Consider the following 15,152-nt stretch of genomic DNA (forward strand, 5'->3'; position numbering starts at 1 on the left):
CCTGCCGTTTCCCGGCAGGCTCTTTGCTTTACAGGCAGTTTTGAAAATCAATACGCTTCGCCGCCCTGTGCGCCTTCCATGATCTGCACACCGTTGCTGGTACCCAGGCGGGCGCAGCCCATATCCACGTACATCTGGGCATCCTTGGTAGTGCGGATACCACCGGAGGCTTTCATCTTGGCGGGCTTCTTCAGATACTTCTTGAACAGCTCAATGTCATGGGGCTCAGCGCCGCGGGAGCCATAACCGGTGCTGGTCTTGATAAAGTCCGCACCGGTATCCTCTACAATACGGCACATGGCAGCAATCTGTTCTTCATTCAGATAGCAGGTCTCAATAATCACCTTGAGCAGCGCGCCGCGGCTGTGGCAGGCCTCCACAAGAGCCGCTACTTCCGCCTGTACATAGGCTTCGTCGCCGTCCAGAAGGCGTCCCACATTGATGACCATGTCGATCTCATCCGCGCCGTCGGCAAGTGCGCCTTCCGCTTCGGCCACCTTGATGGCGGTGGTGTGGGTACCGAACGGGAACCCGATCACACTACAGGTCTTGACGCCGCTGCCGGCCAGCGCTTCATGGACAAGCGCCACGTTGCAGGGGTTTACGCAGACAGAAGCGAACTGATACTGCCGGGCCTCACTGCATACACGCAGGATGTCTTCTTTCTTGGCAAAGGGTTTCAAGTAGGTGTGGTCGATATACTGATTCAGCATAACAGATTCTCCTTGTTTACAGTTCATGGTCGTATATATAGCGTACCGCCCCGGCGGCATTCGGTCAAGCGTTTTTGCGGATTTTGTTGGCGAATTGTCGGATTTCTGCTACAATATACCCAAATGAACTGTACAAAACAGGGGGGCGAAGTATGAGCAGCTTGAGCCGGTTTATTCCGGAAGGATTTTGTGCACGGCGCTATGAAAAGGAATACGTAAGCAAATATCGGGATCTTCTTACCATTTATACCGATGGCGCAGCGGTATTTTCCCGTTACTGTTACGGGGAGGCTGCCTGTCTTGTAATGGAAGTTCGGGGCCGTGATGCCGGTGAAGAAGGTCTGATCTGGGAAGCAGTTCCAAGCTGGGCCGCCAAGGATCCGCCCCTTCCCTGCCATCTTACCAAAGAGGAAAACGGAGTTCTTTGGTTTGATGGGAGCCGCCTGAAATGGGAGTTTCTGGAGGATCTGAAAACCGACAAGGAGCACGGCTATTCCCGCACACGGCTGTTATTGAAAAAGCTGTTTGCGAAACGCTAGGCAAAAAGGCAGCCTCTGCAGGCTGCCTTTTGATTTATCCGCGATAGAGATAGCGGCCAGCCGCGGCTGCTTTTCTGCGGCGGCGCCGTCGAATACTGCGCCGCAGACGCAAAATGGCAACGGCAGCAACAAGTGCAACGGCCAGCAGTACAGCGACAGCCAGCAAAACAATCTGCCCGGTACTATGGGTACCCGTGAAGTGCAGCCACCAATTGCGGGAAAGCGTATCGCGCACCTCCAGTGGTACGGTGCCAACCAGATCGCCGTTTATGTATAAGGCCGCTTCGCCCACTGTCTGGCCGGCTTCCAGCGGAGTTTCCAGCTGTTCCGGCAGGGTAAGTTTCCATTCTGTCGGCTGCTCCTTATCCAACAAGGCGGTGACGGTTTGGGCGGGCCAAACCGCAACCATATCCGCCTCACTGTTCCAAAGTACCGGAACCTCAGCCAGAGGCCCGGTCTCTTCCGGTGCCTGGCCGGTCGCAAAACGTTCCAGCGCCCAATCCAGAATTGCCACCGTGTCCCGGGTTGCGCAGGTGACGCCATCGTCCAGCTCCCGGCGCGCACCCATTACCACAAGAATCCAGCTGTCCTCCCCTTGGCGGGAAAGGCTGGCAAAACAGCGGCCTGCCTGGTTGGTAAAGCCGCTTTTCCCCGCCACAATATAGCTGCGGTACACGGTGCTGTCCTCTACCAGCATGCTGTTGGTATTCCGTACCCGGTATGCCATACCGGCCGGCGTTTCTTCATCGGTGTAGGTCTTGGGCTCGGTGTGCATATTGGAAAGGGGCATCCACCATTCAGCTGTTCCCATCACATCCAAAAGCGTCTGGTTCCGGGATACCGCCTGTAGGATCAGCGCCATGTCCCGGGCGGTGGACCAGTTTCCGTCCTCTATATCCGCCAGCCCATGTGCACAGGAAAATTGGGTATCTTCACATCCCAACGCTGCCGCATATTCGGTCATCTGTACAGCAAATGCATCCAAATCGCCGCCGCTGAGGTAATCGCCGATCACCGAAGCCGCGTCATTGCCGCTGGGCAGCATCATACCGTACAGCAAATTGCGCAGGGTAATCTGTTCCCCGATCTTCAGGTCGGCATCAGAGCCGTTTTCCGATTGAATAAAATCAAATTCTGCCTGCAGATGCTCCGGAATGGTTACCACCGTATCCAGGTCTTCGCCGCTCTCCAGCAGCAGAAGCGCGGTGACCATCTTTGTCAGACTGGCAGGACTGCGCCGCTGTGACCCATTTACATCCAGCACAACGGTGCCCGTGTTTACATGGAAAAGGTACACCGCCTGGGAGTCCACCGAAAACGGAAGTTCCCAGACAGCATATCCCGCCGGTACCAAACACAGCGCCAGAACAATTGCAGCCAAACAAGCCAAAACTCGCTTCATGATACTCTCCCTGCCAGATAGTTGCCAGCCATGCAGGCCGGCCGTGTTTTCAGTATACCAGATGAAAGCGTGCAAAACCAGCGGATATTTGCCCCCTGCCGCCGGATTCTTTTTCCAGAGCAGGCCTTCGACAGGCTTTGACATTGCCCCCATTTGGTGATACAATAGTGTGCATTCTATTTAATTTGAAATTAAAACCATTTTCAGAGGAGGTGCGTCATGCCGATGAAGAAAGAGCGTTTGTACCGTGCAAAACTGCGTTTTCAGCGCGCGGTTTGTTCGCTGGTGCTGACCTGCCTGTCCCGGGCTTTGCGGGGGCTGGAACGGTGTGACAGCCGTGTGCGCGGTGAGATGGCACAATGGCCGGAAGGGTTTTGTATCAGTATGGAGTTGCCGGGAGGCCCTGCCCTGCGGCTTCGCCACACCAAAAGCAAAGGGCTTGTTCCGGCTGGCGGCCCGGTACATCCGGACGTGGCAATTCGCTTTAAGAGTGTACAGGATGCGTTTTACCTGTGCACCGGACGCTTGGGTGTTGCGGGGGCTTACGCACAGCATCGCTTTGTTTTACGCGGGAATGTAAGCAGTGTTATGGGATTTGTGCGTTGTGTGGATATTGCGGAGGGCTATCTGTTTCCTCGCTTCTGGGCGCGCCGTATTTTAAAAGAGGTTCCCTTCCATGAAGTCCCGGCTGTCCGGGTATATCTGGCCGTTCTGCTGGGCAAATAAAGAAAGGAGCGGAAGGAAAATGCCGGAATATTTTGAATTCAAGCTGCCCGCCAAAATTCTGAGCGGTGCTGGCGCTTTGGAGCACATTGCACATGAACTGGAAGGCTTGGGCGCCCATGCGCCTATGCTGATGAGCGATGCAGGCCTTGTGCGCTTCGGCGTTGCCGGGCAGGTCAAGGCAGCTATGGAGGGCAGCGGCTGCCACCCCGCTGCCGAATTCTACGATGTGCCCGCTGACTCCTCTATTCAGGTAGTGAACCAGGCAGCAGATCTGTTCCGCCGCAGCGGATGCGACAGTCTGGTGGCCGTGGGTGGAGGAAGCGTGCTGGATACGGCCAAAGGGGTAGGCATGGTCCTGGCTCAGGGAACCGAGGATCTGCGGCAGAACATGGGCTGCGAAGCGCTGCCCCGCGGGCAGCATATCCCCTATGTGGCAATACCGACCACTGCCGGCACCGGCAGTGAAGCCACGTTGGTAGCTGTAATTGCCGACCCGGACCGGCAGGTAAAGATGGAGTTCATCAGCTACCATCTGTTGCCGGATGTAGCGGTGCTTGACCCGCGGATGACCCGAACTCTGCCTCCGCGGGTAACGGCCGCAACCGGGATGGATACTCTCTGTCATGCGGTAGAGGCGGCCAGCTGCCTGCAGCGCAATCCCATCAGCGATGCCTTTGCTGAAAAGGCCATTGGGCTGGTTATGGCGCACCTGACCGACGCCGTGGACGATGGAGACAATCTGGCAGCCCGTCAGGGCATGGCCAATGCCAGCCTGCTGGCGGGGGCGGCGTTCTCTAACAGCATGGTAGGTCTTGTTCATGCCATTGGGCACGCGCTGGGCGGTGTATGCCGGGTACCGCACGGAGAAGCGATGAATATTCTGCTTCCGGCGGTTATGCGGTACAATCTTCCCAAATGCGCCGAGCGATATGGTGAGCTGCTGCTGCCGCTGGCCGGTCCTGAAATCTATGCGGCAACCCCCGCGCCGGAGCGGCCTATGGCCGCTATTCAGGCCATTGAAGGTTTGCGCGGCCGTCTGGCTCAGACCTGCAAGCTTCCGGCCCGGCTGCGGGATACCGGCAAAGTACAGGAAAGCGATTTTGATGCCGTGATTGCCCGCGCCCTGAACGATGGCGCTATCATCGTAAATCCCCGTGAAGCCGGCGCCAATGATATCCGCGCGCTGCTGCAGGAGGTATGGTAATGAGTATTGAGACTATTGTGCAGGCACAAAGAGAATATTTTGCCACCGGCGCCACATTGCCGGTCACCCTTCGCAAGGAGGCGCTGATTCGCCTGCAGGCAGAAATCCGCCGCCGCGAGGATATTCTATGCGAAGCTATGCGCCAGGATCTGAACAAAAGCCATTACGAAAGCTATATGTGCGAGATCGGTCTGGTATTGGATGAACTGGGCCACACGATCCGTAAAATGGAAAAGTGGGCACGTCCCAAACGGGCGGCCACTCCCCTGGCGCAGTTCTCTGCCCGCAGCTATATGATGAAAGAACCCTACGGCCTTACTCTGGTCATGGCGCCCTGGAATTACCCCTTCCTGCTGAGCATGGATCCGGTCATTGGCGCAATAGCAGCGGGCAACTGCGTAGTTCTGAAGCCCAGCGCTTACGCCCCGGCCACCAGCCGCGCCATGGCGGAACTAATTGCCGCTGTCTTTGATCCCCGTTGGGTGGCGGTCGTAGAGGGCGGCCGGAAAGAGAACTCCGCGCTGTTGGATCAGAAATTTGACTATATCTTCTTTACCGGTGGCGTTACGGTTGGCAAACTGGTAATGGAAAAGGCCAGCCAGCACCTGACCCCGGTCACGCTGGAGTTGGGCGGCAAAAGCCCGGTCATTGTGGACGAGACAGCGGATATTCCCCTTACCGCCCGGCGGCTGGCTTTCGGCAAGGTGCTGAACGCAGGTCAGACCTGTGTGGCACCGGATTATCTGTTGGTGCAGCGCAGTGTAAAAGACAAGCTGGTAGAAGAACTGAAAAAGCAGTTTGTAAAGATGCTGGGGGAAGACCCTCTGCATAACCCGGATTTCGTCCGCATCATCAACCGCAAGCATTTTGAGCGTCTGCAAGGCCTGCTGGCAGATGAAACACTGCTGTACGGCGGACAGACCCGGGCGGACGAAGTATCCGGCTGGGTTGCCCCTACGCTGGTGGACGCTTGTGATCCGGAACACTGCAAACCCATGCAGGAAGAGATCTTTGGGCCGATTCTGCCGGTAATCCCCTACGATACGCTGGAGGAAGCCATTGCGTTTGTCAATGCCCGGCCTAAACCCCTGGCCCTCTATCTGTTTACCAAAAGCAAGCATTCCCGTGAACAGGTGCTGCGTCGCTGCAGTTATGGCGGCGGCTGCGTGAACGATACCATCATTCATCTGGCCACCCACGAAATGCCTTTTGGCGGTGTGGGCAACAGCGGTATGGGCGGCTACCATGGCAAATTCAGCTTTGACACCTTCAGCCACACCAAGAGCATTGTGGACAAGGCCTGCTGGATCGACCTGCCCCTGCGGTATTTCCCTTATACCAGCAAGTTGTATGACAAAATGGTCCACCTTTTCCTGCGGTAAACGACAATTTGTCTGCTAGGCTGAGCCCGACGGTACATTTCGCTTATGAAATGGCCGTCGGGCTTTTCTTTTTCCGCAAACCTATTGACAACTGTGTATACCGTGTATATACTGTATATAGCAGATATGTACAGTCTGCAATTTATAGGAAAAGAGGGCGCCTGATGGAGATCTACATCAGCAACACCGGCAGCCTGCCGATTTATGCCCAGATCACCGGCCAAATCAAGGAGAAAATTTTGAACGGAGAGCTGGCATCCGGCCAGGCGTTGCCCAGTATCCGGCTTCTGGCCAAAGAATTGCGCATCAGCGTAATTACCACCAAGCGGGCATACGAAGAACTGGAAGCGGAAGGATTTGTGTATACCGTGCCGGGAAAAGGCGTATTTGTGAATGCGCCCAACCCGGAACTGCACCGGGAGGAAACCCTTCGTCGGGTTGAGGAATTGCTTCAGCAAGCGCTGGATACCGCGCGGACGGGCGGCGTTTCTGTGGACGAGGTGCGGGCTACATTGGCTTTGTTGACAGAAGGAGAATGACGTAGTATGGAAAACGCCATTGAGGTGCGTGGTCTCTGCAAGACCTTTGCCAAGAAGGATTTCTCTTTGCAGAATCTGGATCTAACGGTACCAAAAGGCAGCATCGTGGGATTGATTGGCGAAAATGGCGCCGGTAAAACCACCACTTTGAAATGCATTTTGGGAATTCTGCGTCGGGATGCGGGGGAAATTCAGTTGCTGGGCGGCGAGCCCGGGCCGGCAACCGTATCGCAGGTAGGCGTTGTATTTGAGGACGCCTACTTCCCTGCCACGCTTACCACCCGGCAGATCGAGCGGATTTTGCGCGGAATGTACAAGCAGGACTGGGATTCTTCACGATTTGAAGGCCTGTGCCGTCGTTTTCAGCTGACAGAAGGAAAAATGGTCAAGGATTTCAGCCGTGGAATGCGGATGAAGCTGAGTCTGGCTACCGCGCTGGCGCACCATCCCCGGCTGCTGATTCTGGACGAAGCTACCAGCGGTCTGGATCCGGTAGTGCGCGGTGAGATTCTGGATATGTTTTTGGATTTCATTCAGGACGAGGACCACAGCATCCTGCTGAGCAGCCATATCACCAGTGACCTGGAAAAGGTTGCCGACAGTGTGGCCTATATCCACGAAGGCCAACTTCTGTTCCAAAAGGATAAAGACGAGCTGATGGAAAGCTACGCACTTATTCAGTGCAGTGCGCAGGACCTGGCCCGGCTTCCTGCGGAATGGATTGTGCACAGCCGCGAGCACGCATTTGGCCGGGAAACGCTGGTGCGCAATCCGGAACAGGTACGTCAGCAGCTGCCGAACGCCGTGTTCGGCAAGGCAGATATTGATACCATCATGCAGTTTTTTACCGGGAGGGACGCAAAATGAAAGGTCTGTTTCTGAAAGACTGGTATGGTCTGCTGGGAATGTACAAAAAGAATCTGCTGTTGGTACTGGTGCTGTATGCAGCGCTGAGCATGATTCTCAACATGCCATTTTTCCTGTTTATGACCCCGTGGCTGCTGGGCTTCTATACGTTGAGCAGCTTCTCCCTGGACGAAAGCTGCCGCTGGAACCTTTATGCCCGTACCTTACCGGTGTCATCCCGGCAGATTGTGGGCGGCAAATTTTTGCTGGCTATTTCCTGGATTCTGCCCGGCACCATCTATGCCGGCGTTGTGGGGGCGGCGGTCTGCCTGCTTCATCCCGGTGAGACTCTGGCGTCAGATATGGCGGTTTCCTCTGTGGTCGTTGGAGTGATCGCCATTGACATGATTTCCATCTTGCTGGCCATGACCTTTCGTGCCGGTGTGGAAAAGGCTAGAAGCCTGTTCTTCCTGATCTTCATCGGATTCTTCCTTATCATCTTCCTGGGCGGGCAAATTGGTATGCTGGATGATGCCGGATTTGTGGCTGTGCTTGCCTCCATTGCCGCCTTTCCCCTGCTCTGGGCACTGGGCGCACTGGCAGTTGCCATCCTGATCCCTGTAATCTGCTTTTCCCTGAGCTGCCGCATCTACGCAAATAAAGAATTCTGACTGTCTCAGCCGGCGAGCGCCAATCGGATGGACAAGCCTTCTCCACAGCCCTTACAAATGGAAATTCTGAACTTTTTGTAAAGTCCCTTGCCATTTCTCTAAAAATGTTGTATAGTAGATTAGCACTCAAATATATCGAGTGCTAATCTATTTTTGTTCCAAAGAATTTCAAATAAAAGGGGCGTATTTCAGATGGCTATGAAGCAATTCAAGGCGGAAAGCAAAAAGCTGCTGGACCTGATGATCAACAGCATCTACACCAACAAGGATATCTTCCTGCGGGAGCTGATCAGCAACGCCAGCGATGCAATCGACAAGCTGTATTTCCGCAGCCTGACCGACAACAGCGTTAAACTGACGAAAGACGATTTTCAGATCCTGTTGACGGTAAACAAGGCGGATCGCACCCTGACCATCACCGATAACGGCATCGGTATGACCAAGGAAGAACTGGAAAAGAATCTGGGCACTATCGCCCGCAGCGGCAGCCTGGATTTCAAGGCGGAAAACCATGCCGAGGACATTGATATCATCGGTCAGTTTGGCGTGGGCTTCTACTCGGCCTTTATGGTTGCCAGCCGTGTAACCGTAATCAGCAAAGCGTTTGGCAGTGACGAGGCCTGGATGTGGGAGAGCAAGGGCGCTGAGGGCTATACCCTGACCCAGACGGAAAAGGCGGAAGCCGGTACCCAGATTATCCTGGTCATCAAAGAGAATACCGAACAGGATCAATACGACCAGTACCTGGATGAGTATACCCTGGTGGACATCGTCAAGAAATACAGCGATTATGTGCGTTACCCGATCCGGATGTACCGGGAAAAGACCCGCGCCAAGGAGAAGCCCGCTGATGCCGGTGACGACTACAAGCCTGAGTACGAGACCTACACCGAGCTGGAAACCCTGAACAGTATGGTTCCTCTGTGGCGGCGCAACAAGAGCGAAGTAACCGAGGAAGAGTACAACCGCTTCTATAAAGAAAAGTTCTTCGACTACACCGACCCGGCCCGCGTAATCACCAGCCGTACCGAGGGTACCGCCACCTACAATGCCCTGCTGTTTATCCCGGGGCGCGCTCCCTTTGACTACTACACCCGCGAATACGAAAAGGGCCTGCAGCTGTACGCCTCCGGTGTGCTGATCATGGATAAGTGCCCGGATCTGCTGCCTGATCATTTCAGCTTTGTAAAGGGCATTGTGGACAGCCAGGATCTGAGCCTGAATATCAGCCGTGAGATGCTGCAGAAGGACAGCCAGCTGAAGCTGATCCGCAACAGCCTGGAGAAGAAGATCAAGAACGAGCTGAATGCGTTCAAGAACAACGACCGCGAAAAATACGAGGAATTCTTCAAGAACTTTGGCCGTCAGCTGAAGTTCGGCTGCTACGCAGATTACGGAATGCACAGTGAACTGCTGAAGGATCTGCTGCTCTTCTTCAGTGCCAAGCAGCAGAAGATGGTAACGCTGGACGAGTATGTGGAAGCGATGCCGGAAGACCAGAAGTGCATTTATTTCGCTGCCGGTGAAAGCGCGGATCGTCTGGCCAAGCTGCCTGCTGCCGAGCTGGTACTGGAAAAGGGCTATGATCTGCTGCTGCTGACCGAGGATGTGGATGAATTCTGCCTGCAGGTACTGCGCAACTACAAGGAGAAGGAATTCAAGAACGTAAACAGCGGTGACCTGGGTCTGGAGAGCGAAGAAGAAAAGAAGGCCGCCGAGGAAGCCAGCGCCGAGAGCAAAGAGTTGTTTGAGGCCATGCAGAAGGCTCTGGGCGACAAGGTAAAGGCCGTTAAGGTAAGCACCCGTCTGAAGAACCATCCTGTCTGCCTGTCCAGCGAAGGCCCGCTGTCTATCGAAATGGAAAAGGTACTGCGTCAGCAGCCGGGCGCGGAAGGTGTCAAGAGTGACAAAGTGCTGGAACTCAACGCACAGCATCCTGTATTCGCCGTATTGAAAGCGGCACAGGAATCCGGCGATACGGAAAAACTGGAGAAGTACACCAAGCTTCTGTTTGATCAGGCTTTGCTGATTGAGGGCCTGCCCATTGAAGATCCTGTGGCATATGCACAGGCTGTGTGCGAGCTGATGAAGTAATTTACTCCGCCAATCCCAGCTTGGACTGCAACAATTATAAAGGGAAGCCCTGTGGCATATGCCACAGGGCTTCCCTTTTTCAGTCATCTCAGAACCGTTCCACACCCTCTTCGGTTACACGTGCCATAACCAGTTCAGGAAGGACAGGCTTTTCATCCCGGAAGGTCAGTGCTCCCCGGTACATCTCCTCAGCCGAAGCAAACTTGCCCTCATCTTCTGCGTAGAAGGTAGCCAGCAGATCACCTTTCTCCACCCGGTCCCCTGCCTTTTTGTGCAGCACAATACCGGCAGCGAAATCAATGGTATCTTCTTTCTTGATACGGCCCGCCCCCAGCAGTACACTGGCGTTGCCGATCATTTCGGTGTTGGTAGCATACAGCCAGCCGCTCTGGTCTGCGCGGATCTCGCGGCTATACTTAGCTTTGGCAAACTTGTCCGGATCGTCCAATACCGAAACATCACCGCCCTGGGCCGCAAACATCTGTTTCAGCTTCTCATAGGCGGCGCCGCTGGCAACTGCTTCTTCCACCATCTTGCGGCACTCCGCCAGAGTACCTTTTCCTGCCAGCAGCAGCATATTGGCGGCCAGCTGATAGCACACTTCGGTCAGGTCGGCCGGACCACGTCCTTTCAGTACTTCCACCGACTCGATCACTTCCAGGCTGTTGCCAATATTATAGCCAAGCGGAGTATCCATGTCGGTAATCAGAGCCGCAACCTTGCGCCCGTTATGGGCACCAATCGCCACCATCGCTTGGGCCAGCTGAATCGAGCCATCCAATGTTTTCATAAAGGCACCGTTTCCGGTTTTTACATCCAGCAAAATGCAGTCGGAACCAGCCGCCAGCTTTTTGCTCATGATACTGCTGGCAATCAGCGGTACACAGCCAATAGTGGCCGTTACATCCCGCAGGGCATAGATTTTTTTATCAGCCGGTGCCAGGTTCCCGCTTTGTCCGATTACGCTGATGCCAATGCGGTTTACCTGATCGAAGAATTCCTGCCGGTCCAGGCTGGTACGGGTACCGGGCACCGATTCCATTTTATCGACGGTGCCGCCGGTATGCCCCAAGCCACGGCCGCTCATTTTAGCAATTTTGACGCCGCAGGCCGCTACAATAGGTGTAATAACCAGCGTGGTCTTGTCCCCCACACCGCCCGTAGAGTGTTTGTCCACCTTGATGCCGTGAATGGCGGACAGATCCACCATATCGCCGGAATGTGCCATGATATCAGTAAGCTGTGCGGTTTCCTGATCGGTCATACCACGCAGGTAGATGGCCATCAGCAAAGCGCTCATTTGATAATCCGGGATCTGTCCGGACACATATCCGTCGATTACAAATTGAAGTTCTTCCTTGGAAAGGGTCTCTCCGTCGCGTTTCTTTGCGATAACATCGAACATTCTCATACAGGCCAAGCCTCCTTCAAAAAAACATAAGGCCCCCGGAGGGAGTCCGGGGGCCGGGATCCGACAAAATGTGCTTATTTAGCCTGGATATACGGCTTACCGTTAGCGGCCGGAACGCGGGATTTACCCACGAACAGAATCAGCACAATAACAGTGACCACATACGGGATCATGGAGATCAGCTGTGCCGACACAGCAGCGTTGCTGGTACCAACCACAACCTTCAAGCCGGAACACATGCCAAACAGCAGGCAGGCAATCATGGCGCCCTGCGGCCGGAACTTACCAAAGATAACCGCCGCAATGGCAATGAAGCCCTGACCCACGATAGAGGTGGGACGGAACTGGTTCATGGTCGCCATGGTTACGCAGGCACCGCCCAGACCGGACAGAAAGCCGGAAATGCAGACCGCGGAAAAACGGGTGCGGGTCACGCTGATACCCAGTGTGGCACAGGTGGCAGGATGCTCACCGCAGGCCCGCAGCCGCAGACCATAACGGGTCTTATAGAAGATAAACCACACTACGACCAGGACGATAAACACCAGATAGGTGGATGCATACGTATTGAAGATGTTTTTGAAGAAATTGCTCCATACCGTTCCGCTGGTGAACACATCGCTGAACAGGAGCGGAATCTTGGCGGTAGGATCCAGGGGCACCGTATCCGAAGAGTTGAACAAGGCTTTTGCCATCAGAATGGCGACGCCCGGCGCCAGGAAGTTGATTGCCGTACCGGAAATGGTCTGGTCTGCGCCCAGGTTCACGGTTGCCAGTGCATGCAGTGCACCAAAGGCCAGGCCGGAAAGGCCACCCGCCAGGAAACCGATCCAGGGATTGCCGGTATAATAGGCAACCGTGGCAGAGGTAAACGCGCCAATGGTCATCATTCCTTCAATGCCGATGTTGACGATACCGCTCAACTCCGAGAAGCAGGAGCCCATGGCGGCAAACAGCAGCGGCGGCGTATACAGCAGCGTGGCATACAGGATGATGCCCAGATCATTGATAAAAGCGTCCATTACTGAGCCCCCTCCTTTTTCTTCTTGCTCTTGCGTATACGGGTGAAGCGGAACACGTGGGAAATGGCGATGAAGAATACCACGGTACCCATGATGATGTTGATTACTTCGGACGGGGCACCGATCAGGTTCAGCTTGCTGCCGCCGTATTTCAGAGCGCCGTAGAAGATACCGGCAAAGAATACGCCAATGGGATTGGAAGCGCCAATCAGTGCAACACTGATACCCTGGAAGCCGTAGCTTTCCTGGCTGGTGAAGATACTGATACGGGCACCCATGCCCAGCAGCTGCACGGCACCGCCGATACCGGCCAGAGCGCCGGAAATCGCCATTGCGGTATAGATGTTGCGGCTTACGTTGATACCGCCGTACTCTGCTGCGTGACGGTTAAAGCCCACAGCTTTGAGCTGATAGCCCAGCGTGGTTTTTTCCAGAATCACATAGACCACAACCACAGCTGCCAGTGCAACAAAGATACCCCAGTTCGCGGACGGGCAAAGGGCGTCGCGCCAGGATTCCGGGAACAGAATGCGGGCTGCGTCCTGCACGTTTTTGGTAGCTTCCGCGTTGCCGTCGCTGTGAATTATGGAAAAACCGGCAATATAGTTGGACAAATAGTAGGCAATCCAGTTGAACATGATCATGGAAAGCACTTCGTTAATGCCCCACTTAACCTTCAGGAATGCTACAATCAGTCCCCACAGGCAGCCTGCCACCGCCGCCGCAATGAAGCAGAGCGGGATCAGGATGATGGACGGTGCCGGAACCAGGATGCCTACAACGCAGGCAGCCATACTGCCAACAACAAACTGGCCCTCAGCACCGATGTTGAACACGCCGGTACGGAAAGAGAATGCTACCGCAAGGCCGGTGAAAATCAACGGGGTGCCGTACACAACACAGTACGCCATGTTTTTGGGTGTGCTGAAAATGCTGGAAAACAGCTTGGCATACGCCTCAATGGGGCTGATGCCCATGATTGCCAGGAAGAACGCACCCACCACAAAGGAGATCAGTATGGAGAAGACCGTGATGGCGAGTTTGCTTTCCAGGGCTTTTTTCACTTTACTCATGCTTCTTACCTCCCGCCATCAGCAGGCCCAGGACGTTCTCATCCGCGTCCTTGCCCGGCATACTGCCCGTGATGCGTCCTTCGTAGATAACATCAATCCGGTCAGACAGACTGATAATCTCATCCAATTCAAAGGAGACCAGAAGCACGGCTTTGCCCTTATTGCGCTGCTCCACAATATAGCGGTGCACATATTCAATTGCGCCTACATCCAGGCCGCGGGTGGGGTTTACTGCAATCAGCAGATCTTTGTCGTTGTTTACCTCGCGGGCGATAATAACCTTCTGCTGGTTGCCGCCGGAAAGGGTTCCTGCCGGCTTGACGGCACAATCCCGGGGCCGGATGTCGAATTTTTCAATGCTCTCTTCCGTGAATTTGCGGATAGCCGCCTGATCCAGGAATCCATGGTGGGAATACGGCTCGTCAGCAAAATTCTGCAGGATCATATTGTCGGCGACAGAAAACTCCAGCACCAGGCCATGCTTCTGCCGGTCAGCCGGAATACTGGACACGCCGTTTTCAAAGCCAAAACGTGGAGGCTTGTTGGCCACCTCTACCCCATTGACTGTGATGGAGCCGCCGGTTGCGCGCCGCAAGCCCGTAATGCATTCCACCAGTTCGGTCTGACCATTTCCGTCAATACCGGCAATGCCCAGGATCTCTCCTCTGCGGACTTCCAGATTCAAGCCGCGCAGCGCTTCCAGCTTGCGGTAATCCAGGGCGTGCAGATCTTTAATCTGGAGTACCGGTTCGCCCGGCTCTTTTTCCGGCTTGTCCACGCTAAAAGTAACGTTTCGGCCCACCATCATGCTGGCCAAGTCGTTTTCCGTTACTTCATCCACGTCCACGGTATTAATGTATTTGCCCATGCGGATGATCGTACAGTAATCCGCAGAAGACTTGATTTCTTTCAGTTTGTGCGTAATCAGGATGATGGATTTGCCGTTCGCCGTCAGGCTGTGCATGATATCGATCAGTTCCTTGATTTCCTGCGGGGTCAGCGAGGAAGTGGGCTCGTCCAGGATCAGGATATCCACGCCGCGGTACAGCGCTTTCAGGATTTCCACGCGCTGCTGCATGCCTACCGAAATATCCTCGATGCGGGCATCCGGGTCAACTTCCAGACCGTATTTTTCCGAAATCGCCTTAACGTTTTTGCGCGCAGTTGCCATGTCCAGGCTGATGCCCTTGCGGGGCTCCATGCCCAGCACAATATTCTCGGTAACGGTAAAGGGCTGTACCAGCATGAAATGCTGATGGACCATGCCGATACCTGCTTCAATAGCCTTTTTGGGGTTGTCCAGCACAACCTTTTTGCCATTGACAAAAATCTCGCCGGACGTGGGCGGGTACATGCCGTAGAGCTGGTTCATCAGGGTACTCTTACCGGCACCGTTTTCGCCCAGAATGGCGTGGACCTCCCCTTTGTGCACCGTCAGGTTGATCCCGTCGTTTGCCACGAAATCGCCGAATTTTTTGGTGATATTCCGCATTTCGATGACCGTGGTGCCAAGGTCAACGTGTCGTTCCT

General features: G+C 54.7%; 14 protein-coding genes. 8 read left to right on the forward strand and 6 right to left on the reverse strand.

All coding sequences use genetic code 11. The annotated features are described in order from the left end of the window. Positions 1-47: 47 nt before the first annotated feature. Positions 48-713, reverse strand: a complete 666-nt coding sequence (gene deoC, locus B5E65_RS03075; RefSeq protein WP_206406270.1) for a deoxyribose-phosphate aldolase — start codon at positions 711-713, stop codon at positions 48-50. Between the two features lie 152 nt (positions 714-865). On the opposite strand from deoC, the gene B5E65_RS03080 reads away from it, so the two are divergent. Next, positions 866-1,252, forward strand: a complete 387-nt coding sequence (locus B5E65_RS03080; RefSeq protein ID WP_087170307.1) for a hypothetical protein — start codon at positions 866-868, stop codon at positions 1,250-1,252. 34 nt (positions 1,253-1,286) lie between these two features. On the opposite strand, the gene B5E65_RS03085 is transcribed toward B5E65_RS03080, so the two are convergent. Beyond that, positions 1,287-2,654, reverse strand: coding sequence for a D-alanyl-D-alanine carboxypeptidase family protein (locus tag B5E65_RS03085; RefSeq protein ID WP_158098499.1), 1,368 nt, complete (start codon positions 2,652-2,654; stop codon positions 1,287-1,289). 219 nt (positions 2,655-2,873) lie between these two features. On the opposite strand from B5E65_RS03085, the gene B5E65_RS03090 reads away from it, so the two are divergent. The 7 genes from B5E65_RS03090 to htpG all read left to right on the forward strand — a co-directional run bounded on the left by B5E65_RS03090 (position 2,874) and on the right by htpG (position 10,116). After that, the gene (locus B5E65_RS03090; protein ID WP_087170309.1) at positions 2,874-3,380 is read left to right on the forward strand and encodes a hypothetical protein; all 507 of its coding nucleotides are present in this window, start codon (positions 2,874-2,876) and stop codon (positions 3,378-3,380) included. Positions 3,381-3,399: 19 nt separating this feature from the next. Further along, the gene (locus tag B5E65_RS03095) at positions 3,400-4,584 is read left to right on the forward strand and encodes an iron-containing alcohol dehydrogenase (RefSeq protein WP_087170310.1); all 1,185 of its coding nucleotides are present in this window, start codon (positions 3,400-3,402) and stop codon (positions 4,582-4,584) included. Next, positions 4,584-5,966: an aldehyde dehydrogenase gene (locus B5E65_RS03100; protein ID WP_087170311.1), complete on the forward strand. Its 1,383-nt coding sequence runs from the start codon at positions 4,584-4,586 to the stop codon at positions 5,964-5,966. Before B5E65_RS03095 ends, B5E65_RS03100 begins: the two co-directional genes overlap by 1 nt. 164 nt (positions 5,967-6,130) lie before the next feature. After that, positions 6,131-6,505 (forward strand): GntR family transcriptional regulator, encoded by a 375-nt coding sequence (locus B5E65_RS03105; RefSeq protein ID WP_087170312.1) that lies wholly within the window; start codon positions 6,131-6,133, stop codon positions 6,503-6,505. Between the two features lie 6 nt (positions 6,506-6,511). Then, positions 6,512-7,372: an ABC transporter ATP-binding protein gene (locus B5E65_RS03110; RefSeq protein WP_087170313.1), complete on the forward strand. Its 861-nt coding sequence runs from the start codon at positions 6,512-6,514 to the stop codon at positions 7,370-7,372. Further along, complete coding sequence (locus tag B5E65_RS03115; protein WP_087170314.1) at positions 7,369-8,022, forward strand: ABC-2 transporter permease; 654 nt, start codon at positions 7,369-7,371, stop codon at positions 8,020-8,022. Before B5E65_RS03110 ends, B5E65_RS03115 begins: the two co-directional genes overlap by 4 nt. Before the next feature lie 192 nt (positions 8,023-8,214). Further along, positions 8,215-10,116, forward strand: a complete 1,902-nt coding sequence (htpG, locus tag B5E65_RS03120) for a molecular chaperone HtpG (protein ID WP_087170315.1) — start codon at positions 8,215-8,217, stop codon at positions 10,114-10,116. Positions 10,117-10,204: 88 nt separating this feature from the next. On the opposite strand, the gene B5E65_RS03125 is transcribed toward htpG, so the two are convergent. From B5E65_RS03125 to B5E65_RS03140, 4 genes are all read right to left on the reverse strand, one after another. Further along, positions 10,205-11,527, reverse strand: a complete 1,323-nt coding sequence (locus B5E65_RS03125; RefSeq protein WP_087170316.1) for a pyrimidine-nucleoside phosphorylase — start codon at positions 11,525-11,527, stop codon at positions 10,205-10,207. Between the two features lie 74 nt (positions 11,528-11,601). Further along, the gene (locus B5E65_RS03130) at positions 11,602-12,549 is read right to left on the reverse strand and encodes an ABC transporter permease (RefSeq protein ID WP_087170317.1); all 948 of its coding nucleotides are present in this window, start codon (positions 12,547-12,549) and stop codon (positions 11,602-11,604) included. Then, positions 12,549-13,622 (reverse strand): ABC transporter permease, encoded by a 1,074-nt coding sequence (locus B5E65_RS03135; protein ID WP_087170318.1) that lies wholly within the window; start codon positions 13,620-13,622, stop codon positions 12,549-12,551. Before B5E65_RS03135 ends, B5E65_RS03130 begins: the two co-directional genes overlap by 1 nt. After that, positions 13,615-15,114 (reverse strand): ABC transporter ATP-binding protein, encoded by a 1,500-nt coding sequence (locus B5E65_RS03140; protein ID WP_087170319.1) that lies wholly within the window; start codon positions 15,112-15,114, stop codon positions 13,615-13,617. Before B5E65_RS03140 ends, B5E65_RS03135 begins: the two co-directional genes overlap by 8 nt. Positions 15,115-15,152: the final 38 nt, after the last annotated feature.

It is taken from the genome of Gemmiger sp. An120 (assembly GCF_002160955.1).
Taxonomy (GTDB): domain Bacteria; phylum Bacillota; class Clostridia; order Oscillospirales; family Ruminococcaceae; genus Gemmiger_A; species Gemmiger_A avium.

Excerpts from the sequence above, each read along its gene's own strand:
- B5E65_RS03110 (WP_087170313.1), top strand. The coding sequence starts at position 6,512 with ATGGAAAACGCCATTGAGGTGCGTGGTCTCTGCAAGACCTTTGCCAAG.
- B5E65_RS03135 (WP_087170318.1), bottom strand. The coding sequence starts at position 13,622 with ATGAGTAAAGTGAAAAAAGCCCTGGAAAGCAAACTCGCCATCACGGTC.
- B5E65_RS03100 (WP_087170311.1), top strand. The coding sequence starts at position 4,584 with ATGAGTATTGAGACTATTGTGCAGGCACAAAGAGAATATTTTGCCACC.
- B5E65_RS03095 (WP_087170310.1), top strand. The coding sequence starts at position 3,400 with ATGCCGGAATATTTTGAATTCAAGCTGCCCGCCAAAATTCTGAGCGGT.
- B5E65_RS03130 (WP_087170317.1), bottom strand. The coding sequence starts at position 12,549 with ATGGACGCTTTTATCAATGATCTGGGCATCATCCTGTATGCCACGCTG.
- deoC (WP_206406270.1), bottom strand. The coding sequence starts at position 713 with ATGCTGAATCAGTATATCGACCACACCTACTTGAAACCCTTTGCCAAG.
- B5E65_RS03080 (WP_087170307.1), top strand. The coding sequence starts at position 866 with ATGAGCAGCTTGAGCCGGTTTATTCCGGAAGGATTTTGTGCACGGCGC.
- B5E65_RS03090 (WP_087170309.1), top strand. The coding sequence starts at position 2,874 with ATGCCGATGAAGAAAGAGCGTTTGTACCGTGCAAAACTGCGTTTTCAG.
- B5E65_RS03115 (WP_087170314.1), top strand. The coding sequence starts at position 7,369 with ATGAAAGGTCTGTTTCTGAAAGACTGGTATGGTCTGCTGGGAATGTAC.
- B5E65_RS03140 (WP_087170319.1), bottom strand. The coding sequence starts at position 15,114 with ATGCGGAATATCACCAAAAAATTCGGCGATTTCGTGGCAAACGACGGG.
- B5E65_RS03085 (WP_158098499.1), bottom strand. The coding sequence starts at position 2,654 with ATGAAGCGAGTTTTGGCTTGTTTGGCTGCAATTGTTCTGGCGCTGTGT.
- B5E65_RS03105 (WP_087170312.1), top strand. The coding sequence starts at position 6,131 with ATGGAGATCTACATCAGCAACACCGGCAGCCTGCCGATTTATGCCCAG.
- B5E65_RS03125 (WP_087170316.1), bottom strand. The coding sequence starts at position 11,527 with ATGAGAATGTTCGATGTTATCGCAAAGAAACGCGACGGAGAGACCCTT.
- htpG (WP_087170315.1), top strand. The coding sequence starts at position 8,215 with ATGGCTATGAAGCAATTCAAGGCGGAAAGCAAAAAGCTGCTGGACCTG.